We start from the raw sequence: 21,180 nt of genomic DNA, 5'->3' as shown, positions 1-21,180 counted from the left end.
CCGCCGGGCAGCGCGCGCCCGACGTCACACGTCGAGGATGTGCGGCAGCCCGGCGCGGTAGCGGTCGGCGTCGATCCGCCGCATCGGCTCGAGCTCGGGCGGCTCGTGCAGGCGGTACCGCGCCGGCGGTGCGGCGGGCGAGTCGGCGGCCTCGAGCAGCGCGGCGACGGCCGCCCGCGCCGATTCGCCGGCCGATTCCATGGTCGCGAGATCGATGTCGGTGCGGACGTAGTCGCCGGCGAGGAAGAGGTTCGGGATCGCGGTGCGCGCGTCCGGACGGTCGGCCCACGAGCCGACGGTGTTGACGAGCAGGGGAGTGTCGTTCGTGTTGCGGGCCTGCGCGGCGTCCCACCGGACGCCGGGATCGAGGAACCACGAGACGACGTCGTTCTCGTCGAGGACGCCGGTGCCGGTGTCGTCGAGGCACGCCGACATCTGCGCCCACGTCTCCCGGGCGATCTCCTCGGCGGTGCACTCCTTCGCGGTCTTCCCGTGGAGGATGCCGGGGGTGTCCCAGTCGGAGATGTCCACCGACAGGCAGTCGTGGGCACTGCCGTCGCCGTAGCGGGCGGCGAAGTCCCCGCGCCAGAACTGGCCCTGGCTGATGGAGGTCAGGGCCCACGGCGAGCCGAGGTAGGCGACGTGCCCGTCGGCGATCGGGGTGGGCCGGCGCAGGAAGTACTGGATGCCCACCATCCAGTCCGTCTGCAGGTTCCGCATGGCTCCGAGCCGCGGATCGGCGGCGACGATCCGCGGTGACCACAGCGGCACGGCCCGCTCCACGGGCATCGCCGCGACGTACCAGTCGGCCTCGGCGACGGCGCGGGTGCCGCCGCCGTCCACCAGCCGTACTCCGGTGATCGAGCCCGAGGAGATGTCGAGAGCCTCGGCCGCCCAGCCCATTTCGAATCGAACGCCGAGGGCGCGCAGGTGCGCGGCCCACGGGTCGATCCAGGCCTCGTTCGTGGGGGCGGCGAGGAGCCGGTCCAGGTGACCGTACTCGGGGACGGTGCCCATCGCGTTCCACACGAACGCCTGGCCCATGATGCCGATGGTGCGGGTGGACGCGACGGTGGGCCGGGCGGCCACCAGTTGCCGGGTCAGCGCCGAGACGAGGATGTTGCGGTAGGCCGGCGACTTGCCGTCGGCCTCGAGCGTCTGCGACCACGTCTGGTGCTCCCACTGGCCGTGGCGGCGTTCGAGGCTGCTGGTCAGGAACATCACCAGCTTGCGGGTGAAGACGGCCAGCTCGTGCGGGGGGATCGCGCCGCCGAGGGAGAAGGCGGCGGCCAGGGACTCCTGCAGCGAGGCGGGGTCGAGGACGTCGGGGCGCAGCGGCGCGATCGACGCGGGGGCGGTCAGGTCGGGCCCGCCGGGGATCGCCATCCGGAAGGCGGATCCGGCGACGAGGTTGTCGAACACGCCGTTCGGGTTGCCCTGGAAGGGGATCCGCCGCATCGTGTCGGGGATGTGCCGGTAGAAGCCCGGGAAGAAGCGGAAGCCGTGCTCGCCGGGCAGGTCGGCGCGTCCACCGGACCCGGTGCCCGGCGACGGGATGCTGCGGGCCTTGCCGCCGAGGGCGGTCGGTTCGAAGACGGTGACCTCGAAGCCGCGTTCGATCAGTTCGTGGGCGGCCGTCAGGCCCGCTATCCCGCCGCCGAGCACGGCGACGCGCCGGCCCCCCGAGCGCAGCGCGGGCGAGCGCGGTGCGGCGTGAGCGGTCGTGGGCGCGACCGCGACCGCGCCCAGGGCGGTGAGGAAGGTGCGGCGGGAAAGCCGGGTGTCGAACACGAGAATCCCCCGATCCGGACGTCGTTCTGAAAACAACCGTTGTCACATATATCCGATGTGTGCGGCCCGCGGGGCGGATTCGCCGAACGGTGCGGACGTGGCACCGCCGCCCGGGCGTGCCAGGATTGGCCCATGACCAACGGAACACTTGTGTTGCTCCGCCACGGCGAGAGCGAATGGAACGCGATGAACCTCTTCACGGGGTGGGTGGACGTGCACCTGACCGACAAGGGGATCGCCGAGGGCAAGCGTGCCGGCGAGCTGCTCGCGGAGCACGGTCTCCTGCCGGACGTGCTGTACACGTCGCTGCTGCGCCGCGCGATCAGCACCGCCAACTACGCGCTCGACGCCGCGGATCGGCACTGGATCCCGGTCGTGCGTGACTGGCGCCTGAACGAGCGGCACTACGGTGCGCTGCAGGGCAAGAACAAGGCGGAGATCAAGGCGGAGTTCGGCGAGGAGCAGTTCATGCTGTGGCGCCGCAGCTACGACACCCCGCCGCCCCCGATCGAGCCCGGCAGCAAGTACAGCCAGGACAGCGACGTCCGGTACGCGGACGTCGACGAGGTGCCGCTCACCGAGTGCCTGAAGGACGTCGTCGAGCGCCTGATCCCGTACTGGGAGGAGACCATTTCCCAGGACCTGCGGGCCGGCCGGACCGTTCTGATCACGGCCCACGGCAACTCGTTGCGCGCCCTCGTCAAGCACCTCGACGGGATCTCCGACGAGGAGATCGCCGGGCTGAACATCCCCACCGGCATCCCGCTGCGCTACGACCTCGACGAGAACCTGCGCCCGCTGAACCCGGGCGGCACGTACCTCGATCCCGAGGCGGCCGCGGCCGGTGCCGCCGCCGTCGCCGGCCAGGGCGGACGGTAGTCCCTCCGGGGGCCGCGGGCAGCCGTCCCGCGGCCCCCGGGAAACGGCCGGTGAACACGCGGCAAATGCCGCGAACATGCGGCGTGACGTGCGGCGGAATGCCCCGACCCGCTGTCACCGTCCCGCCGTGCCTACGTACGATTCGAGACGTGACTGTTGTGCAGGCCGTGCTGCTCGCCGGGGCCGCCGTCCTCGGTGCCGTGTTCGCGATCGTGCTGATGCGGCTCCTCCGGGGGCGGGCCACCGACCGCACGGACGCCGACCTGACCATGGCCCAGGTGCTCGACCGCGTCGTCTACGGCGCGGACACGGGCATCGCCGTCGTCGACCGGTTCCACGACGTCATCCTGTTCAACCCGCGCGCCGAGGAACTCGGCCTCGTCCGCAACCGGCTCGTCGAGGACTCGGCCTGGGCGGCCGCCACCCGGGTCCTCGAGACCGGTGAGCCCGCCGAGCTCGACCTCACCGCGAAGAGCCCGCGCGGTCGCGAGCGCGTCGCGGTGCGCTGCGTCGCGCGGCGCCTGCTCGACGACGACGCACGCTTCGTCGCGCTCTACGCCTACGACGACTCCGAGCAGGTCCGGATGGAGGCCACGCGCCGGGACTTCGTCGCCAACGTCAGCCACGAACTCAAGACGCCGGTGGGCGCGATGGCCTTGCTCGCCGAGGCCCTGCTCGAATCCGCCGACGACCCGGAATCCGTGCGGCACTTCGGAACCCGGCTGCAGAGCGAGGCCAACCGGCTCGGCAACATGGTGACCGAACTGATCGCGCTCTCGCGTCTGCAGGGGGCCGAGAAGCTCCCGAACCTCGAGGTGGTCGAGGTCGACGACGTCGTCGAGGAGGCGCTGCGCCGCACCCGCCTGACCGCCGAGAACGCGCAGATCACCGTCACCACCGACGCCCCCAGCGGCTACGAGGTCCTCGGCGATCAGACGCTGCTCGTCACCGCCCTGGCCAATCTCATCGAGAACGCGGTCGCCTACTCGTCCCCAGGCTCGCCGGTCTCGGTCAGCCGGTCCCTGCGCGCGGGCAAGGTGGCGATCGCGGTGACCGACCGCGGCATCGGGATCGAGAAGGAGGACCAGGAGCGCGTCTTCGAACGGTTCTTCCGGGTCGACAAGGCCCGTTCCCGCGCCACCGGCGGCACCGGTCTCGGCCTGGCGATCGTCAAGCACGTCGCCGCCAACCACAACGGGGAGATCCGGTTGTGGAGCCAGCCGGGAACCGGATCGACGTTCACGCTCCTCATCCCCGCCCACTCGGCCGACCCCCGCGAGTCACAGGTCGCCTCCCCTCGCCGCGAGGGCGGGGCGGCGCTGACGGCGGAGCGGTGACGACCACGCCGACATCCACGACGAGAAACGGAAGCGAGCCGGATGCACCAGGTAACGGAAGGTACGGAGGACCAGCAGTGACGCGTGTGCTGATCGTGGAGGACGAGGAATCGCTGGCGGATCCGCTCGCGTTCCTGCTGCGCAAGGAGGGCTTCGACACCACCGTCGTCGGCGACGGACCGTCGGCGCTCGCGGAGTTCGACCGGGCCGGCGCGGACATCGTCCTGCTCGACCTGATGCTGCCCGGCATGAGCGGCACCGACGTGTGCAAGCAGCTGCGCAGCCGGTCCGGCGTGCCGGTGATCATGGTGACCGCTCGCGACAGCGAGATCGACAAGGTCGTCGGCCTCGAGCTGGGAGCGGACGACTACGTCACCAAGCCGTACTCGGCGCGTGAACTCATCGCCCGCATCCGCGCGGTGCTGCGCCGCGGCGGGGAGAGCGACGCCGAGTCCGCACAGGACGACGGGATCCTCGAGGCCGGGCCGGTGCGGATGGACGTGGACCGGCACGTCGTGCACGTGGGCGGGAAACCGGTCACCCTGCCGCTCAAGGAGTTCGACCTGCTCGAGTACCTCCTGCGCAACTCCGGCCGGGTGCTCACGCGCGGCCAGCTCATCGACCGGGTCTGGGGTGCCGACTACGTCGGCGACACCAAGACCCTCGACGTGCACGTCAAGCGGCTGCGTTCGAAGATCGAGGCCGATCCCGCCAAGCCGCAGCACCTGGTCACCGTCCGCGGCCTCGGCTACAAGCTCGAGGGGTAGGGGGCGGGCTCCGGCGTCCGCTCGGCGGCGGCCGTCGTCGCGGGGTGCACGGCGATCAGGCCCAGCCCCTCGCGGCGGCGGCACAGCCGCGCGAGCTCCTCGTAGGCGGCATCGCCGATCAGCTCGCGCAGTTCCGGCGCGTACGACTGCCACACCGGCGAGGCGCCCACGTGGGCGTCCGGCGATCCGGAGCAGTACCAGTCCAGGTCGTGGCCGCCCTCGCCCCAGCCGCGCCGGTCGTATTCGGTGACGACGGTGCGCAGCACCTCGGTGCCGTCGGGGCGCTCGACCCAGTCCTGGGTCCGGCGGATCGGCAGCTGCCAGCACACGTCCGGCTTCACCTCGAGGGGTTCGATGCCGCGCCGCAGCGCCATCTTGTGCAGCGAGCAGCCGATACCACCGGCGAAACCGGGCCGGTTGAGGAAGATGCAGGCACCCTTGTAGCGGCGGGTGCGCAGGGCCGGCTCGTCCTCGAGGTCGTCCTCCTCGAGGTAGCCCTTCTTGCCGAGTCCCTTCTCCATGAACTGCCAGTCCTCGGGAGTGAGATGTCTCACGGCGGCGTCCAGCTTGGCGCGATCGTCGTCGTCCGACAGGAACGCCCCGTGGGAGCAGCATCCGTCGTCCGGGCGGTCGGCGATGATGCCCTGGCACGCGGGCGTGCCGAACACGCAGGTCCAGCGGGAGAGCAGCCACGTCAGGTCGGCGGCGACGACGTGCTCGCTGTTGTCCGGGTCGGTGAACTCGACCCATTCGCGCGGGAAGTCGAGGGGAACTTCGGGGGCCGGGACCTGCTTGTGTGCGGCGCCGGGCATACCTGCTGTCACAGGACCCGACGGTAGACCCAGTACCGTATGTATGTGCGCCTAGGGGTACTCGACGTCGGAAGCAACACCGTCCATCTGCTCGTGGTGGACGCTCATCGCGGTGGCCATCCCACCCCCATGAGTTCGACGAAGGCCACCCTGCGCCTGTCCGAGAACACGGACGACCGCGGCGACATCACCCCGCAGGGCGCCGACCGGCTGGTCGAGACGGTCGCCGACTTCGCGGGCATCGCCCGCACCTCCGGGTGCGAGGAGCTGATGGCCTTCGCGACCTCCGCGGTGCGCGACGCCAACAACTCCGAAGCGGTTCTCCGTCGCGTCCGCGCCGAGACCGGCGTCGCACTCGAGGTGCTCTCCGGCGTGGACGAGGCCCGGCTGACGTTCCTGGCGGTCCGGCGCTGGTACGGCTGGAGCGCGGGACGCATCCTGTGCCTCGACATCGGCGGAGGCTCCCTCGAGCTGACCTTCGGCGGCGACGAGGACCCGGACTGCGCGTTCTCGCTGCAGCTCGGCGCCGGTCGCCTCACCCGGGACTGGCTGAGCGAGGACCCGCCCGGCAAGCGGCGCGTCGCGGTGCTGCGGGACTGGCTCGACGCCGAGCTCGTCCGGCCCGCCCAGGAGCTTCGTGCGGCCGGCGTTCCCGACCTGTGCGTCGGAAGCTCGAAGACCTTCCGCACCCTGGCGCGGCTGACCGGTGCCGCCCCGTCGTCGGCGGGCCCGCGCGTGCGGCGCACCCTGACCGCCGCCGGGCTGCGTCAGCTCATCGCGTTCATCTCCCGCATGACGACCGCGGACCGTGCCGAGCTCGAGGGCGTGAGCTCCGACCGGTCGCAGCAGATCGTCGCCGGTGCGCTGGTCGCGGAGGCCGCCATGCGCGCGCTGGGAGTGGAGACGCTCGACATCTGTCCCTGGGCCCTGCGAGAGGGGCTCATCCTCCGCAAACTCGACACCGAGATGGGGGGCGAATTGATGGTGGTTTCGCAATGACGGACGGTCACAGCACCGACACCGGGCAGATCTCCGTCGCGGAGCTGCTGGCCCGGAACGGCCAGAAGGTGAATTCCCGCGCCGGCGGACGTCGCCGCCGCGGCGTCAGTGGGGGAATCTCGGTCGCGGAACTGACCGGAGAGATTCCCGTCAGTATTCCGGAGCCCGAGCCGACCGAGCCTCCGGAGACGAAGGCCCCGGAGGCCCCGGAGGCCGAGGCTCCGGTGGCCGAGCCGGCCGTGTCCGCCCCGCCTGCGGCGCCGAAGGCGGAGTCCCTCGTGCCGGCGAAGGCGGAGCCCGTGGTGCCGGCGAAGCCGAAGGTGGGGCCCGTGGTGCCGGCACAGGCGCAGCCCGTCGTGCCGGCGAAGGCGGGGCCCGTGGTGCCGGCGACGCCGAAGGTCGAGCCCCTCGCACTCGAGGCGCCGAAGGTCGAGCCGGAGACCCAGGTCCCGCCGTCGCCGCCCCGGACGCGCGAGGAGCCGGCAGCCGCCGAGCGGGTGCAGCCGGTGAAGGTCGAGTCGCCGACCGAGATCATCCGCCCGGCCGTCCTGCCGCGGCGGGCGCGGGCCCACGCCGAGGTGACCGCGAGCGCGCCGGCGCGGCCCGCCGACGCCCCCGAGCCGAGGCTGCTGTCCGGGCCCGCGAGCGACCTGCGGGGCAACGGTGACGACACCGCCGACGGCGACACCGAGACGATCGGCGAGCCCGTCGCCGCGGACGAGCCGGACGAGGAGAAGCCGGAGGAGCGGTCCGCGCGGTCACGCCGTCGCCGCGGCACTGCCGCCCCGGCGGAGACCCCGGCCGCGGCGGAGCCGGACGAGGCCCCGTCCGACACCGGTGAGCCGCGCGGCGCGATCGGTCAGTGGGTGCGGCTGATCGGCGAGGGCGTCGTCGCGATCATCGCGGGCGCGCTGCTGTTCAAGGGCTTCGAACAGTTGTGGGACGCGTTGCCGTGGGTGGCGTTCGCGCTCGCACTTCTGGTCATTGTCGGCCTGGTGGCGATGGTGCGCATCCTCCGCCGCACCGACGACATCACGAGCCAGCTCATCGCTCTCGCCGTGGGCGCCTTCGTGACGTTCGGTCCGCTGTTGTTCCTGCTGCCCACCGGCTGATCCGCACGTCGTCATGAGCGTCCTTTCGCGAGAGATCCTGGTCGGGTTGTCGACCGCCTCGGTGTATCCGGAGAACACCGAGGCGGCCTTCCGCTATGCGGCCGAACTCGGCTACGACGGCGTGGAGCTGATGATCTGGGCCGAGTCGGTGAGCCAGGACGTGCGGGCGGTGCAGGCGCTGGTGCGCAAGTACGGCGTACCGGTGCTGGCGGTGCACGTGCCGTGCCTGCTGATCTCGCAACGCGTGTGGGGCTCGGACCCGGCCGCGAAGCTCGAGCGGTCGGTGCGGGCGGCGGAATCGTTCGGTGCCACGTCGGTGGTGGTGCATCCGCCGTTCCGGTGGCAGCGCCGCTACGCGGACGGCTTCGCGGATCAGGTGGCGGACCTCGAGGACCGCAGTCACGTGGTCGTCGCGGTGGAGAACATGTACCCGATGCGCGCCGACGTGTTTTTCGGCGGCCGCGACCGGACCGCCCAGCGCATGCGCAAGCGGGGCGGGCCGGGCCGGGCGGTGTCGGCCTACAGCCCGTCGATCGATCCCACCGACACCGGCTTCGCGCACTACACGCTGGACCTCTCGCACACCGCCACGGCGGGGATGGACGCGGTGGCGCTCGCCGAGCGCATGGGCGGTGGTCTGGCCCATCTGCACCTCGCGGACGGCCACGGTGCTTCGACGGACGAACATCTGCTCCCGGGCGAGGGGGGCCAGCCGTGTGAGCAGGTGTGCCGGCTCCTCGCCGAGAGCGACTTCTCCGGGCACGTCGTCCTGGAGGTCAGCACCCAGGGGGCGCGTACCCGGTCCGCGCGGGCACGGGCGCTGGCCCAGGCGCTGGCCTTCGCGCGCGAGCATCTGCACCGCGCCCCCCGACTGGCGATCACCACCGGGCCCGAGCATCCGCGTTCGACGGCGATCGAGCAGGTTCGCGCGTCAGGCCAGGGCGCCGATCCCGGCGCCGAGAACCACGACGCCTGAGATCGTCACCCCGGCGACGAGGGCGGCGGCGCCGAGCCACACCGAGGCGATCATCGCGCCCGGCCGCCGGGGGTCGGGGCCGAGCACGGACAGGAAGAATCCGGCCGGGATCAGGATCGCCGAGCCGAGCACGGCGAGCGCGCCGGCCGCGGCCCATCCGGGTGAGGCGCCGACCGCGTCGGTGAGCACCGCCACGAGCAATCCCAGGGTGACGAGGACGCCGGCGTGGGCGTGACCGGCCCGGAAGAAGGCCTTCTGCAGCTCGTTGGCCGGCACCCGCCCGCCGGTGACGCGCAGCAGGAACGTGCCGCCGAAGGCGATCCCGGCGACGGTGAGCAGGGTGGCGCCGAGGGCGATGACGAGTACGGGATGCACGAGGTCCTCCTCGCAGACAATTGGATAGTTGCAATATCCAATACTGGATAGTTGTACTATCCGATGTCAAGAGGAGGTGGCAATGCGGATCTCGGAACTGGTGGCCCGCACCGGCGTCCCGTTGGCGACCGTGAAGTACTACCTGCGCGAGGGCCTGCTGATGCCGGGCGAGGCGACCAGCGCCACGCAGGCCCGGTACGACGAGCGGCACGTCCGCCGCCTCGCCCTGATCCGTGCGCTCGCCGCCCAGGGGCTGCCGCTGCCGCGCATCCGCGAGATCGTCCGTCTCCTCGACGGCACCGACGAGTCGCTGTTCGTCGCCCTCGGCCGGGCCATCGCCGCGCTGCCGCCCTACCCGCCCGACGACGACGCGCCCGAACCCCGCGACTATCCGCGTGCCCGGCGCGTCCTCGAGCGGCTCGGCCAGCTCTACGACCCGCGGTTCGCGGCCGTCGCGCAGCTCGAGCGAGCCCTGGCCGCCCTCGAATCCGCCGGCCTTGCGATGAGCGACGAGCGCATCGACGTCTACGGACGGCACGTGCTGGGCATCGCCGAGCTCGACCTCGACCTGCTGCCCACCCGGTCCCGGGATGCGACGGTCGAGGCGGCGGTCCTCGGCACGGCCCTGTACGAACCCGTCCTCACCGCGATGCGCCGCCTCGCGCACCAGCACCTTGCCGCCCGCCGCTTCACCGAGTTCTTCCCACCCGGTTCCCCCGACAGCCCCGTCGCCGATTCCCAGGAGCAGCAGTGACCGACGCCGTGCCCGATCCCGAGAACCACCCGTTCCGCGACCTGACGACACTCGACGCCGCCGGCGACGATCGCTGGCTCGCCCACATCGCCCCGGTCTGGACGATCGGCCCCAAGGTGCACGGCGGTTGCATGCTCGCCGTGTGCGCCGCGGCGGCCCGGTCGGCGCTGCAGGCCGCCGGGTCCGATCCGGCCGTGCAGCCCCTCGCGGTGAGTGCCGGGTTCGTCGCCGCCCCCGACCCCGGCGACGTGCAGCTGACCACCACCGTCCGCAAGCTGGGCAAGCAGGTCGGTCTGGTCGACGTGGAGCTGGCTCAGGGCGACCGCATCGCGGTCCGTGCCTCGGTGACGCTCGGGCAGCCCGACGCGGGCGAGCCGCGATACACCGCGCCGCACCCGGTCACCGGGCTGCCGGTGCAGCCGCCCGCCGGCGCGCCCCTCATCGGTCCCGGCCATCCCATGGCGCAGGTGGTGAACCTGTGCGGCGGGGCCGACCTCGTCGTGGACGAGACCAGTGCCCGCTTCCTCGCGGGAGAGCAGGGTGAACCGGTGGTGCGGATGTGGGCGCGGCCGTGGCCGGTGGACGAGGCCGACGTCGACACCGCCGTGCTGTTCGCGCTGATGGCCGGGGACATCTCGGCCCCGGTCACGATGAACCGCGGCCTGTTCGGCTGGGCTCCGACCGTGCAGCTCACCGCCTACCTGCGGCGACTGCCGGCGCCCGGCTGGCTGCGGATCATGGCCGACAGCACGGTCCTGGGCAACGCCTGGTTCGAGGAGGACCACACCGTCGTCGACGCCACCGGCGCCGTCGTCGTGCAGAGCCGCCAGCTCGCGATGATCCCGCGCTGATCGTCGGGGCGATGCGGGGCACGACAACGGTCGTGGCAGGCTGTTGCCCATGACGAGAATTGCGGTGATCGGTGGCGGCAGGATCGGCGAGGCGCTGGTCTCGGGGCTGCTGCAGAGTGGATTCGCGACCAAGGATCTGGTGGTTGTCGAGAAGTTCCCGGCCCGGACCGAGGAGCTGGCCACCGAGTACTCGATCCGCGTCACCGACTCGATCGCCGACGCGGCCGAAGGCGCCGACGTGCTGGTGATCGCGGTCAAGCCGGGCGACGTGGACGTGGTGCTCGCGGACCTGGGCAAGGCCGACCTGGACAGCGACCGCGAGAAGCTGCTGATGTCGCTGGTGGCCGGCGTGCCCACGTCGCGGTACGAGAACAAGCTGCCCGCCGGATCGCCGGTCGTGCGCGTCATGCCCAACACCCCGATGCTGGTGGGGGAGGGTGCGAGCGTGATCGCCGCCGGCCGGCACGTCAAGCCCGACCATCTGGCGCTGGCGCGCGAGATCCTGGAGTCCGTGGGTACCGTGACGGTGGTTCCCGAGTCCCAGATCGACGCGGTCACCGCCGTGTCCGGTTCCGGCCCGGCGTACTTCTTCCTCGTCGCCGAGGCGATGATCGATGCGGGCGTCGCTCTGGGCCTGACGCGGGCGACCACCACCGAGCTGGTGGTGCAGACGATGACCGGTTCGGCGGCCATGCTCGCCCGGTCGGGGGAGAACGCCGCCGACCTGCGTGCAGCGGTGACATCGCCGGGCGGAACCACCGCGGCGGCGATCCGGGAACTCGAGCGCGGCGGCGTTCGGACGGCGTTCTACGAGGCGCTCGCGGCGGCCCGGGACCGCTCCGCGGCCCTCGGTTCGTCCGGGGATTGAGGAAATTCGTCGCGCGCATCGTCGCACGGGAACCATTGGTCACGCTAAGCTCGATCGAGCACGTGCGTGTCTGTTCCGCCGGAGGGGAAGCCGGCGGCGCGGGACGTGCCGGAGGTGTGTAATGGTATCTGGAAGCAAACCGTCGAAGGGTCAACCCGAGGACGGTCAGTCGGTTCTCTCCGGCACCCAGTTCCTCACCGTCGCCGAGGTGGCGGCGCTGATGCGGGTGTCGAAGATGACCGTGTACAGGCTGGTGCACAGCGGGGAACTGCCCGCCGTGCGAGTGGGGCGTTCGTTCCGGGTGCACGCCAAGGCTGTGCACGACTATCTGGAAACGTCCTACTTCGACGTCGGCTGAGCGGTCGACGACCGCAATCGAACCCGGAGCGGACCTCGGTTTCACCGATCGAAACCCGCCCCGGTAGGATTGCTTGTCGTCGTACCGGCCACCCGGTGTCGTGAGGCGCTGAGCTCGTCACCACGAGGCCCAGCGTCGACAACAGGCGTACGTCACCGGCGTGCGCGCAGGAACGCTAGAGAGAACGTGAGGGAAAACCCAGATGGGTTCTGTGATCAAGAAGCGCCGCAAGCGCATGTCGAAGAAGAAGCACCGCAAGCTGCTCCGCCGCACCCGAGTGCAGCGTCGTAAACTCGGCAAGTAGATCGATCTCCCGATGCCCGTCACCCCGCGGTGGCGGGCATCGAGCGTTTCCGCCGGCTCGTCGGCGGCCGGCGAGCGGAATGTCCGGTTCGGCCGGAATGCGGAGTGTGCGCCCGAGGGGCCGAAGGTCCCGCACAGGGGCCATTCCGGTGATCGGTTACTCCGGTGTAATGCTTTGTTGCGAAAGTCACCGTATCGTGAGAGACCGGAGTGACGGCAGGGGGTATGTGGGTGAGTTCGGAGATCGACGGTATCGACCCGCCGAGGGTGGCCCTGGTGACCGGAGCGAGCCGATTCCTCGGTGGCTACCTGGTCACCCGGCTGGCGCAGCATCCGGCGGTCGAGCGCGTCATCGCGGTCGACACCCAGTCGCCCACCAAGGACATGCTGCGGCGCATGGGCCGCGCCGAGTTCGTGCTCGCCGACATCCGCAACCCCCTCATCGGCAAGGTCATCCGGAACATGGACGTCGACACCGTCGTCCACGCGTCGACCCTCACCAAGGCTCCCAAGTCCGGTAGCCGCGCCGCGATGAAGGACATGAACGTCCTCGGCGCGATGCAGTTGTTCGCCGTGTGCCAGAAGACCCCGTCCGTGCGGCGCGTCGTGCTGCGCTCGTCGTCGGTGGTGTACGGCTCGAGCGCGAAGGACCCCGCGAAGTTCACCGAGGAGATGAGCGCGCGCCGGCGGCCGACCGGCGCCTTCGCCCGCGACATGATCGAGGTCGAGGGCTACCTGCGCGGAATGGCGCGCCGGCGGCCCGACATCGCCGCGACGATCCTGCGTCTCGCCCCGACGGTGGGCAACCATATGCCCGGCTCGGTCTCGCGGTACCTCACCTCGCCGATCGTGCCCACCATCCTCGGTCGCGACGCCCGGTTGCAGTTGCTGCACGAGGAGGACGCCCTCTCGGCGCTCGAACGGGCCACCGTCGCGGGGCCGCCCGGGACCTACAACGTCGCCGGCGACGGCATCGTGATGATGTCGCAGGCCGTGCGGCGGGCCGGCGGACTGACCGTGCCGATGCCCTACGGGTTGTTCCGCACCGTCGGGCAGGCACTGATGGGGCCGGTGATGAAATCGTTCAACAAGGAAGAACTCGACTACTTCCACTTCGGGCGCGGCCTGGACACCACGCGGATGCGCACCGAACTCGGCTTCGAGCCGAGGTGGACCACCAAGCAGGCACTCGACGACTTCGCCCGCAACGTCGGACTGCGGCGGGTCGTCCGGACGGAATGGGTCGATCGAACCGAGTCGGTCCTGCTCTCGGCGCTCGGAGAGCGGATGGAGGCGCGATGACAGAAGTTGCCAAGGTGATCCCGCTCCACGGTGGGACTGGGTCGGCGCGGCGGGCGGCCGCACGTCCGGGTGCCGGTTCCGGTCATCCGTCGACGTACGGCCTCGGCTCGCCGACCCCACCCGAGCGCCCCGAGCTGCCCGTGCAGGAGACGGCGGCCGACGGATTCCTCGACGATCTGCGGCACAAGCTGGTCGGGCAGATCACCGGTACCGCCGAGTTCCTCCGGCGCCGCATCACGGGCGACTACGAGGTGGACGACTTCGGGTTCGATCCGCATTTCACCGACAACGTCCTGCTGCCCGCGCTGCGGCCGCTGTTCGAGAAGTGGTTCCGCGTCGAGGTGCGGGGCATCGAGAACATTCCGGCCGACGGCCGCGCGCTGATCGTCGCCAACCATGCCGGCACGTTGCCGGTGGACGCGCTGATGACCTCCGTCGCGGTGCACGACCTCGCCCACCGTCCGCTGCGGATGCTCGCGGCCGACCTCGCCTTCGGGATGCCGGTCGTCGGCAGCGTCACCCGCAAGGCCGGGCACACCCTCGCGTGCCATCCCGACGCCGAGCGGCTCCTCCGCGAGGATCAGGTCGTCGCGGTGTTCCCCGAGGGGTACAAGGGGCTCGGCAAGCCGTTCAGCGAACGCTACAAGCTACAGCGGTTCGGGCGCGGGGGCTTCGTCTCGGCCGCGCTCCAGACCAAGGCACCGATCGTGCCCTGTTCGATCGTGGGCTCGGAGGAGATCTACCCGAAGATCGCCGACCTCACGTCCATCGCCCGGCTTCTCGGCCTTCCGTACTTCCCGATCACCCCGCTCTTCCCGGCTCTCGGCCCGCTGGGCATCGTTCCGCTGCCCTCGAAGTGGTACATCGAGTTCGGCACACCGATCGCCACCGACGTCTACGACGACGCCGCGGTGGAGGATCCGATGGTGCTGTTCGAGGTCACCGACCACGTGCGGGAGACCATCCAGCAGACGCTGTACCGGTTGCTCACCAAGCGGCGCAACGTCTTTCTCGGCTAGGGCACCGGCCCCGCGTCACGCGGCGGGGTCGCGGCGCCGGCCGAGGGCGGCGGCGAGCGCTCCGCCGGCCGCGCCGAGCGCCAACGCCGTCGGCACCCCGATGCGCGCCGCCTTGCGGGCCGTGCGGAAATCCCGGATCTCCCAGCCCCGGGTCTTCGCCAGCTCCCGCAGGTCGGCGTCCGGGTTGACGGCGACCGGCGTGCCGACGAGCGAGAGCATGGGCACGTCGTTGTGGCTGTCGGAGTACGCCGTGCAGCGCTTGAGGTTCAGGCCCTCGCGGATCGCCAGGGCCCGCACCGCGTGGGCCTTGCCCAGGCCGTGCAGGATGTCCCCGACGAGGCGGCCGGTGAACACGCCGTCCTCCGATTCGGCGACGGTGCCGAGGGCGCCGGTCAGGCCGAGCCGCTCGGCGATGACGTTCGCCAGTTCGACCGGGGTGGCCGTCACCAGCCACACCTGCTGCCCCGCGTCGAGGTGCATCTGCGCCAGCGCCCGGGTGCCGGGCCAGATCTTGTCCGCGATGATCTCGTCGTAGATCTCCTCGCCGAGGCGGGCCAGCTCCGCCGTGGACCGGCCGGCGACGAACGACAGCGCCTTCTCGCGGCCGCTGGCGACGTCGTCCGAGTTCTCCTTGCCGGTGACCCGGAACTTGACCTGCTGCCAGGCGAATTCGGCCAGGTCGGACTTGGTGAAGTAGTCGCGGGCGGCGAGTCCGCGCGCGAAGTGGATGATCGACGCGCCCTGCACCATCGTGTTGTCGACGTCGAAGAACGCGGCCGCGGTCAGGTCCTGCGGAACGGCGGTGGTCGAGGTGTCGGCGGGCTCGGCCTCGGTGCGGGCCTCCTGCAGCGCGAGAGCGGCGTCGGCGCTCGCCTGGCCGGCGAGGTTCGCGCGTACCTCGGCCTCGCTGGGGCCGAACTTGCTCAGCAGCCGGCGCCGGCCGGGCCGGATCAGACCCGCCAGGGTCTCGCTGACGCGGCCGGCCAGGTTCTCGCCGAATCCCCAGCCGTGTGGCACTGGACGTTCCGGCACCTGCACCTCCCTGTTGCGCGACGGCCGCGCCGTCGAGTGCTGCCGGCCGGTTCGTCGGCGGCCGGCCGTCGTGTGTGGCAGACCGCCCCAGCCTAGCCCGCGACACGGCCCCCTCCGCGCGTTGCCGCATGTGGCCGGTGGGTGTGACGTTCGTCTCGGCGGGGTATGACGCACAGTTGACCCCATGAGCGAACATCTGCCCGGACCCGCCGCCACATCCGGCACCCGCCACGAGATCACCCTCCTCGTCCGAGCCGGCTGCGGTGCCTGCGCGCCGGCACTGACTCTGCTCGAGCAACTGTGCGACGAGTTCGGAGCCGGGCTGACGTGCATCGACGTCGATCGGGCTGCCTCAACGGATCCCGACCTGCGCGCCGAATTCGGCGATCGTCTGCCGGTGGTGCTGCTCGACGGCCGTGAGCACAGCTACTGGGAGGTCGACGAGCCGCGGTTGCGGGCCGATCTCGCCGGTTGAGCGCCCCTGGGCGGAACCGTCGTGCAGGTGAGAAGCACATTCGGGGCCGTTCGAGCAACTTTGTGCAGGGCTTCACAAGCGGTTACCGTGGTGTGAACGAATCCCCCGGATCACCGTGAGGACCGACGTGTACCCGTCGGCCGGACGAGGAGCCACGAACGTGACAGAGCTGCACCCCCCGCAGGGCGACGCTGCCCGCGGCGGCGTCGCCGAAGTCGGCGGGGGTGCGTCTCCCGGTGTCCCTGTGCGGGACATCCCCCAGGCTACTGTGACGCGTCTCGCGACGTATCTGCGGGTCCTCGGAATGCTCGCCGACGAGGGCACGCTCATCGTCTCGAGCGAGGAACTCGCCACCGCGTCCGGGGTCGGTTCCGCGAAGCTTCGCAAGGATCTGTCCTTTCTCGGGCCCAACGGGGTGCGCGGCGTCGGCTACGACGTGCTGCGCCTGCAGGCCCGCATCGAGAACGCACTCGGCCTCGACCGGGGGCACCGCGTGGTGCTCGTCGGCGTCGGCAATCTCGGCCGTGCCCTGGCCGGGTACGCCGGCTTCGACCGCCGAGGGTTCACGATGGCCGGACTGTTCGACGCCGACCCGGCGCGGGTGGGGACGCGGGTGGGGAACCTGACCATCCGCCACGTCGACGGGCTCGAAGCGGCGGCCCGCGAACTCGGTGCCACGATCGGCGTCATCGCCACCCCGGACGACGCCGCCCAGGGTGTGTGCGACCTGCTGGTGCGCTCCGGTGTCCGGTCCGTGCTGAGCTTCGCCTCGGCGCCCCTCGCGGTGCCCGACCATGTCGAGGTCCGGCGGGTCGACCTGTCCGTGGAAATGCAGGTCCTCTCGTTCCACAGCGCCCGCAACGACGCACTCGCCCAGGTGGCGGGCGGCAGTCACGCGGGCCTGACCGACACCCGGCGCGCCGCGTCGGGGCTCACCGCGCCGAGCGCGAACGGGCACACCGCATCAGGAACGCCGAGCCCAGTGGCCTCGGCAGCGACAAGAAACGGATCGGTGATTGCGCCGTGAGTGTTCTCCTCGTCGGGGTCTCGCACAGGACCGCGCCCGTCTCGGTCCTCGAGAAGGTCGCCGTCACCGACACCGATCGACCCAAGCTGACCGACAAGATGATGGCCTCCGACCACATCTCGGAGGCGATGATCGTCTCCACCTGCAACCGGGTGGAGATCTACGCGGTGGTCGACGCGTTCCACGGTGCGCTGGCCGACGTCAGCGAGCTCATGGCCGAGCACTCGGGCCTGACCCTCGTCGATCTGCACAAGCACGCGTACGTGCGCTACAGCGAGGCGGCCGCCGAGCATCTGTTCGCCGTGGCCAGCGGGCTGGACTCCATGGTGGTCGGCGAGCAGCAGATCCTCGGCCAGATCCGTACCGCCTACGCGAGCGCCGACGCCCAGCAGGCCGCCGGCCGGGCCCTGCACGAGCTGGCCCAGCAGGCGCTGCGCGTGGGCAAGCGGGTGCACACCGAGACCGGCATCGACGCGGCGGGTGCCTCCGTCGTGTCGGTGGCGCTGGACAAGGCCGCGACATCGCTCGACGGTCTCGCCGGCCGCACCGCCGCCGTGATCGGCGCGGGCGCGATGGGCGGGCTCGCCGTCGCGCACCTCACCCGCGCCGGAATCGGGCGCATCGTGGTGGTCAACCGGACCCGCGAGCGCGCCGAGCGGCTCGCCGAGACCGCACGCGGCAACGGCGTCGAGGCCGACGTCATGCCGTTCGAGCGGCTCGCCGCCGCGTTGTCGCAGGCCGATGTGGCCGTCACCTGCACGGGGGCCGTCGGTACGGTCGTCACCCTCGCCGACGCGCACCGGGCCCTCGCCCAGCCCGAGCGCAGCACCCGCCCGCTGGTGATCTGCGATCTCGGCCTGCCGCGCGACGTGGAGCCTGCCGTCTCGGGTCTGCCCGGCGTCACCGTCTTCGACATGGAGTCGCTGCAACGCGATCCCGCGGCCGGGGCCGCCGCCTCCGACACCGAGGCCGCCCGCTCGATCGTCGCCGGCGAACTCGCCGACTACCTCGCGTCCCAGCGCCTCGCCGAGGTCACCCCCACCGTCACCGCCCTGCGCCAGCGTGCCGCCGAGGTCGTCGAGGGCGAGCTGCTGCGGCTCGAGTCCCGGTTGCCGGGGCTCGACGACGGCCAGCGCGGGGAGGTCGCCCGCACGGTGCGCCGCGTCGTGGACAAGCTGCTGCACGCGCCGACGGTGCGCGTCAAGCAACTGGCGTCCACCCCCGGCGGCGACCAGTACGCCGAGGCGCTGCGCGAGCTGTTCGAACTGCGTCCGGGTGCCGCCGAGGCCGTCGCCACCCCGGTGGCGAAGGAGCTCGGCGCGCTGCCCGACGTGACCGGCGCGACCGATCTCTCGGCCGCGCTGGATCCGGCCGTCACCACGGAGCTGCAGGCTCCCCGGAAGCAGTTTCCCGGGCCGCTGGGGGCTCCCCGAGAGGAAAGGCAGGCATGAGCGCCGAGGTCGCATCGGACACCCGGATCGAAGCCGGGACCGGCAGCCGCACGCTGCGGATCGGAACGCGCGGCAGCCTGCTGGCGACCACGCAGGCGGGCACCGTCCGGGACGCGCTGATCGCCGCCGGCCATCCCGCCGAGCTGGTCGTCATCACCACCAAGGGCGACGTGACCGCCGGTCCGGTCGAGCGGATCGGCGTCGGCGTCTTCACCGCCGAGCTGCGCGAGGCGCTGCTCGCCGGCGACGTCGACCTGGCGGTGCACTCGTACAAGGATCTGCCGACCGCGCAGGATCCGCGTCTGGTGATCGCGGCCGTGCCGCCGCGTGAGGATCCGCGTGACGCGCTCGTCGCCCGCGACGGCCTGGTGCTCGGCGAACTGCCGCCCGGCTCCCGCGTGGGCACCTCCGCGCCGCGGCGGCGTGCCCAGCTCGCCGCCATGGGCCTGGGCCTCGACATCCAGCCGCTGCGCGGGAACATCGACACCCGGCTCGGGAAGGTCGCGTCCGGCGAACTGGACGCCATCGTCATCGCCCGGGCGGGGCTCTCGCGCATCGGCCGCCTCGACCGGATCACCGAGTCGCTCGAGCCGGTGCAGATGCTGCCGGCGCCCTCCCAGGGGGCCCTCGCGGTCGAATGCCGCGCCGGGGACACCGCACTGATCGAGATCCTCGCCGGCCTCGACGACCGCGCCAGCCGCGTCGCGGTCGTCGCCGAACGGGCCCTGCTCGCCGAGCTCGAGGCCGGCTGCACCGCCCCGGTCGGGGCCGTTGCCGAGGTCGTCGAATCCCTCGACGACGACGGCCGCGTGATCGAGGAACTGTCCGTGCGCGGCTGCGCCGCCGCCCTGGACGGCTCGGACGTGCTGCGCGCGAGCGCCGTCGGCGATCCCGACCGCGCGGAGGAGCTGGGCCGGGCGGTGGCCCGCGAGTTGCTCGATCTCGGTGCGCGCGAGCTGATGACCAGCCGTGCGGACGACGCGCCGGAACAGGGCACCGCAGATGTTTGACGCCCTCCGTCCACACCCCAGGTTTCCCCTTACCGCAGATTTGACCGCACTGGAGAATGACCGATGAGCCGAGTCCGTAAGCACAATCCCGGACGGATCCTGTTCGTGGGAGCTGGGCCGGGCGACCCGGCTCTGCTGACCGTGCGAGCCCGCGACGTGCTCGCGGGCGCGACGATCGCCTTCACCGACCCCGACGTCGACAAGGGGGTGGTCGCGCTCGTCGGTACCACCGCCGGCCGGGACCCGGAGACCGGGGAGCCCGTCGCCGAGGTGCGTCCCGCGCTGGGCGAGCCCACCGAGGTCGCCAAGACCCTCGTCGCGGAGGCGAAGAACGGCCACGACGTCGTGCGCCTCGTCGCCGGTGACCCGCTGACCACCGACTCGGTGATCGCCGAGGTCAACGCCGTCGCCCGCACCCAGGTGGTGTTCGAGGTCCTGCCGGGCCTGACCCCCGGCTCGGCCGTGCCGAGCTACGCGGGCATGGCCCTGGGCTCGTGCCACACCGAGGTCGACGTGCGCGGCGAGGTGGACTGGGCGGCGCTCGCCGCCGCGCCCGGCCCGCTGGTGCTGCACGCCACGTCCGGTCACCTCGCGGAGACCGCCAGCGCCCTCGTCGAGCACGGGCTGGCGCCGCAGACCCCCGCGGCGATCACCGTCCGGGGCACGACCCGTCAACAGCGCACCGTCGAGGCCACCCTCGCCACGCTCAACGATGCCGGCTCCGAGTTGGTGGGGCCGCTCATCGTCACCGTCGGCAAGATCGTCTCGCAGCGCGGCAAGCTCTCGTGGTGGGAGTCCCGCGCGCTGTACGGCTGGACGGTGCTGGTGCCGCGCACCAAGGAGCAGGCCGGGGAGATGAGCGAGCGGCTCGTCGCGCACGGCGCCATCCCGATCGAGGTGCCGACCATCGCCGTCGAGCCGCCCCGCAGCCCGGCCCAGATGGAGAGGGCCGTCAAGGGTCTCGTGGACGGCCGCTACCAGTGGGTGGTGTTCACCTCCACCAACGCGGTGCGCGCGGTGTGGGAGAAGTTCGAGGCGTTCGGCCTCGACGCCCGCGCCTTCTCGGGCGTGAAGATCGCGTGTGTCGGGCAGGCGACGGCGGACAAGGTGCGCTCGTTCGGGATCACCCCCGAGCTGGTGCCCTCCGGTGAGCAGTCCAGCGAGGGCCTGCTGGCCGAGTTCGCCCCGTACGACGACGTTTTCGACCCGGTCAACCGGGTGCTGCTGCCGCGCGCCGACATCGCCACCGAGACCCTCGCCGAGGGCCTGCGCGAGCGGGGCTGGGAGATCGACGACGTGACGGCCTACCGCACGGTGCGGGCAGCGCCGCCGCCGGCCGAGACCCGCGAGATGATCAAGACCGGTGGGTTCGACGCGGTGTGCTTCACCTCGTCCTCGACGGTCCGCAACCTCGTGGGTATCGCCGGTAAGCCGCACGCGCGCACCATCGTCGCGTGCATCGGGCCGAAGACCGCGGAGACCGCGATCGAGTTCGGCCTGCGGGTGGATGTGCAGCCGGAGACCGCCCAGATCGGTCCTCTGGTGGAGGCGCTCGCCGAGCACGCCGCCCGGCTGCGGGCCGAGGGCGCGCTGCCGCCGCCCCGCAAGAAGTCCCGCGCCCGCCGCTGACCCACCGTGCGCGGTTCCGGTGGCTGCCGCTACCGAAACCGCGCACGGCTTGC

General features: G+C 71.7%; 22 protein-coding genes. 18 read left to right on the top strand and 4 right to left on the bottom strand.

Features of this window, described 5'->3' with window-relative positions:
* Positions 1–24: 24 nt before the first annotated feature.
* Positions 25–1,791 carry an FAD-dependent oxidoreductase gene (locus tag KZJ41_RS20600; protein ID WP_251549486.1) on the bottom strand — a complete coding sequence of 589 codons (1,767 nt, stop codon included), beginning with the start codon at positions 1,789–1,791 and terminating at the stop codon, positions 25–27.
* 132 nt (positions 1,792–1,923) lie between these two features.
* On the opposite strand from KZJ41_RS20600, the gene KZJ41_RS20595 reads away from it, so the two are divergent.
* The 3 genes from KZJ41_RS20595 to KZJ41_RS20585 all read left to right on the top strand — a co-directional run bounded on the left by KZJ41_RS20595 (position 1,924) and on the right by KZJ41_RS20585 (position 4,774).
* Complete coding sequence (locus tag KZJ41_RS20595) at positions 1,924–2,670, top strand: phosphoglyceromutase (protein WP_006936001.1); 747 nt, start codon at positions 1,924–1,926, stop codon at positions 2,668–2,670.
* A 218-nt stretch (positions 2,671–2,888) separates the two neighbouring features.
* Positions 2,889–4,007, top strand: coding sequence for a cell wall metabolism sensor histidine kinase WalK (locus tag KZJ41_RS20590; protein ID WP_231386031.1), 1,119 nt, complete (start codon positions 2,889–2,891; stop codon positions 4,005–4,007).
* Positions 4,008–4,084: 77 nt separating this feature from the next.
* Entirely contained in the window at positions 4,085–4,774 is a 690-nt protein-coding gene (locus tag KZJ41_RS20585) for a response regulator transcription factor (RefSeq protein WP_029545153.1), read from the top strand.
* Here KZJ41_RS20585 and KZJ41_RS20580 read toward each other — a convergent pair.
* Positions 4,756–5,586: a hypothetical protein gene (locus tag KZJ41_RS20580; RefSeq protein ID WP_006935994.1), complete on the bottom strand. Its 831-nt coding sequence runs from the start codon at positions 5,584–5,586 to the stop codon at positions 4,756–4,758. The two genes, KZJ41_RS20585 and KZJ41_RS20580, sit on opposite strands and share 19 nt — an antisense overlap.
* A gap of 45 nt (positions 5,587–5,631) precedes the next feature.
* Between KZJ41_RS20580 and KZJ41_RS20575 the strand changes: the two genes are divergently transcribed.
* Genes KZJ41_RS20575 through KZJ41_RS20565 form a run of 3 tightly spaced genes read left to right on the top strand, consistent with a single transcriptional unit; the run spans position 5,632 to position 8,673 of the window.
* Positions 5,632–6,585: a Ppx/GppA phosphatase family protein gene (locus KZJ41_RS20575; protein ID WP_029545150.1), complete on the top strand. Its 954-nt coding sequence runs from the start codon at positions 5,632–5,634 to the stop codon at positions 6,583–6,585.
* Complete coding sequence (locus KZJ41_RS20570) at positions 6,582–7,697, top strand: hypothetical protein (RefSeq protein WP_251549484.1); 1,116 nt, start codon at positions 6,582–6,584, stop codon at positions 7,695–7,697. Before KZJ41_RS20575 ends, KZJ41_RS20570 begins: the two co-directional genes overlap by 4 nt.
* A gap of 13 nt (positions 7,698–7,710) precedes the next feature.
* The gene (locus tag KZJ41_RS20565) at positions 7,711–8,673 is read left to right on the top strand and encodes a sugar phosphate isomerase/epimerase (RefSeq protein ID WP_006935986.1); all 963 of its coding nucleotides are present in this window, start codon (positions 7,711–7,713) and stop codon (positions 8,671–8,673) included.
* Here KZJ41_RS20565 and KZJ41_RS20560 read toward each other — a convergent pair.
* Positions 8,629–9,048 (bottom strand): hypothetical protein, encoded by a 420-nt coding sequence (locus tag KZJ41_RS20560; RefSeq protein ID WP_006935984.1) that lies wholly within the window; start codon positions 9,046–9,048, stop codon positions 8,629–8,631. The two genes, KZJ41_RS20565 and KZJ41_RS20560, sit on opposite strands and share 45 nt — an antisense overlap.
* Before the next feature lie 82 nt (positions 9,049–9,130).
* Here KZJ41_RS20560 and KZJ41_RS20555 point away from each other — a divergent pair, with 82 nt between their 5' ends.
* The 7 genes from KZJ41_RS20555 to KZJ41_RS20525 all read left to right on the top strand — a co-directional run bounded on the left by KZJ41_RS20555 (position 9,131) and on the right by KZJ41_RS20525 (position 14,503).
* Positions 9,131–9,802, top strand: coding sequence for a MerR family transcriptional regulator (locus tag KZJ41_RS20555; protein ID WP_029545146.1), 672 nt, complete (start codon positions 9,131–9,133; stop codon positions 9,800–9,802).
* Positions 9,799–10,653, top strand: a complete 855-nt coding sequence (locus KZJ41_RS20550; protein WP_251549482.1) for a thioesterase family protein — start codon at positions 9,799–9,801, stop codon at positions 10,651–10,653. The genes KZJ41_RS20555 and KZJ41_RS20550 overlap by 4 nt, the downstream gene beginning before the upstream one ends.
* 49 nt (positions 10,654–10,702) lie before the next feature.
* Complete coding sequence (gene proC, locus KZJ41_RS20545) at positions 10,703–11,521, top strand: pyrroline-5-carboxylate reductase (RefSeq protein WP_029545142.1); 819 nt, start codon at positions 10,703–10,705, stop codon at positions 11,519–11,521.
* A gap of 121 nt (positions 11,522–11,642) precedes the next feature.
* The gene (locus KZJ41_RS20540; protein WP_003937551.1) at positions 11,643–11,879 is read left to right on the top strand and encodes a helix-turn-helix domain-containing protein; all 237 of its coding nucleotides are present in this window, start codon (positions 11,643–11,645) and stop codon (positions 11,877–11,879) included.
* Between the two features lie 202 nt (positions 11,880–12,081).
* A complete protein-coding gene (locus tag KZJ41_RS20535; protein ID WP_003402602.1) occupies positions 12,082–12,183 on the top strand; it encodes a 30S ribosomal protein bS22 in 102 nt (33 codons plus the stop codon).
* A gap of 224 nt (positions 12,184–12,407) precedes the next feature.
* On the top strand, positions 12,408–13,484 hold the full coding sequence (locus KZJ41_RS20530; protein ID WP_044475927.1) for an NAD-dependent epimerase/dehydratase family protein: 1,077 nt from the start codon (positions 12,408–12,410) through the stop codon (positions 13,482–13,484).
* The gene (locus KZJ41_RS20525) at positions 13,481–14,503 is read left to right on the top strand and encodes a lysophospholipid acyltransferase family protein (RefSeq protein WP_006935972.1); all 1,023 of its coding nucleotides are present in this window, start codon (positions 13,481–13,483) and stop codon (positions 14,501–14,503) included. The genes KZJ41_RS20530 and KZJ41_RS20525 overlap by 4 nt, the downstream gene beginning before the upstream one ends.
* 15 nt (positions 14,504–14,518) lie before the next feature.
* Here the strand turns inward: KZJ41_RS20525 and KZJ41_RS20520 are convergent, their stop codons facing one another.
* Positions 14,519–15,535: an HAD family phosphatase gene (locus KZJ41_RS20520; protein WP_006935970.1), complete on the bottom strand. Its 1,017-nt coding sequence runs from the start codon at positions 15,533–15,535 to the stop codon at positions 14,519–14,521.
* Positions 15,536–15,719: 184 nt separating this feature from the next.
* Here KZJ41_RS20520 and KZJ41_RS20515 point away from each other — a divergent pair, with 184 nt between their 5' ends.
* From KZJ41_RS20515 to KZJ41_RS20495, 5 genes are all read left to right on the top strand, one after another.
* Complete coding sequence (locus tag KZJ41_RS20515; RefSeq protein ID WP_006935968.1) at positions 15,720–16,010, top strand: glutaredoxin family protein; 291 nt, start codon at positions 15,720–15,722, stop codon at positions 16,008–16,010.
* Positions 16,011–16,170: 160 nt separating this feature from the next.
* A complete protein-coding gene (locus KZJ41_RS20510; RefSeq protein ID WP_230304505.1) occupies positions 16,171–17,037 on the top strand; it encodes a redox-sensing transcriptional repressor Rex in 867 nt (288 codons plus the stop codon).
* Positions 17,034–18,488 carry a glutamyl-tRNA reductase gene (locus KZJ41_RS20505; protein ID WP_006935962.1) on the top strand — a complete coding sequence of 485 codons (1,455 nt, stop codon included), beginning with the start codon at positions 17,034–17,036 and terminating at the stop codon, positions 18,486–18,488. Before KZJ41_RS20510 ends, KZJ41_RS20505 begins: the two co-directional genes overlap by 4 nt.
* Positions 18,485–19,498 (top strand): hydroxymethylbilane synthase, encoded by a 1,014-nt coding sequence (gene hemC / locus KZJ41_RS20500; protein WP_006935961.1) that lies wholly within the window; start codon positions 18,485–18,487, stop codon positions 19,496–19,498. Before KZJ41_RS20505 ends, hemC begins: the two co-directional genes overlap by 4 nt.
* Before the next feature lie 63 nt (positions 19,499–19,561).
* On the top strand, positions 19,562–21,127 hold the full coding sequence (locus tag KZJ41_RS20495; RefSeq protein WP_006935959.1) for a bifunctional uroporphyrinogen-III C-methyltransferase/uroporphyrinogen-III synthase: 1,566 nt from the start codon (positions 19,562–19,564) through the stop codon (positions 21,125–21,127).
* Positions 21,128–21,180 lie beyond the last annotated feature (53 nt).

Source organism: Rhodococcus sp. 11-3 (assembly GCF_023704055.1).
Taxonomy (GTDB): Bacteria; Actinomycetota; Actinomycetes; order Mycobacteriales; family Mycobacteriaceae; genus Rhodococcus; species Rhodococcus aetherivorans.
This window is presented reverse-complemented; position numbering and strand designations above follow the sequence as displayed.

Coding starts and splice junctions, on each gene's coding strand:
- KZJ41_RS20535 (WP_003402602.1), top strand. CDS start 12,082: ATGGGTTCTGTGATCAAGAAGCGCCGCAAGCGCATGTCGAAGAAGAAG.
- KZJ41_RS20570 (WP_251549484.1), top strand. CDS start 6,582: ATGACGGACGGTCACAGCACCGACACCGGGCAGATCTCCGTCGCGGAG.
- KZJ41_RS20525 (WP_006935972.1), top strand. CDS start 13,481: ATGACAGAAGTTGCCAAGGTGATCCCGCTCCACGGTGGGACTGGGTCG.
- proC (WP_029545142.1), top strand. CDS start 10,703: ATGACGAGAATTGCGGTGATCGGTGGCGGCAGGATCGGCGAGGCGCTG.
- KZJ41_RS20590 (WP_231386031.1), top strand. CDS start 2,889: ATGCGGCTCCTCCGGGGGCGGGCCACCGACCGCACGGACGCCGACCTG.
- hemC (WP_006935961.1), top strand. CDS start 18,485: ATGAGCGCCGAGGTCGCATCGGACACCCGGATCGAAGCCGGGACCGGC.
- KZJ41_RS20495 (WP_006935959.1), top strand. CDS start 19,562: ATGAGCCGAGTCCGTAAGCACAATCCCGGACGGATCCTGTTCGTGGGA.
- KZJ41_RS20540 (WP_003937551.1), top strand. CDS start 11,643: ATGGTATCTGGAAGCAAACCGTCGAAGGGTCAACCCGAGGACGGTCAG.
- KZJ41_RS20565 (WP_006935986.1), top strand. CDS start 7,711: ATGAGCGTCCTTTCGCGAGAGATCCTGGTCGGGTTGTCGACCGCCTCG.
- KZJ41_RS20515 (WP_006935968.1), top strand. CDS start 15,720: ATGAGCGAACATCTGCCCGGACCCGCCGCCACATCCGGCACCCGCCAC.
- KZJ41_RS20580 (WP_006935994.1), bottom strand. CDS start 5,586: ATGCCCGGCGCCGCACACAAGCAGGTCCCGGCCCCCGAAGTTCCCCTC.
- KZJ41_RS20530 (WP_044475927.1), top strand. CDS start 12,408: ATGTGGGTGAGTTCGGAGATCGACGGTATCGACCCGCCGAGGGTGGCC.
- KZJ41_RS20595 (WP_006936001.1), top strand. CDS start 1,924: ATGACCAACGGAACACTTGTGTTGCTCCGCCACGGCGAGAGCGAATGG.
- KZJ41_RS20555 (WP_029545146.1), top strand. CDS start 9,131: ATGCGGATCTCGGAACTGGTGGCCCGCACCGGCGTCCCGTTGGCGACC.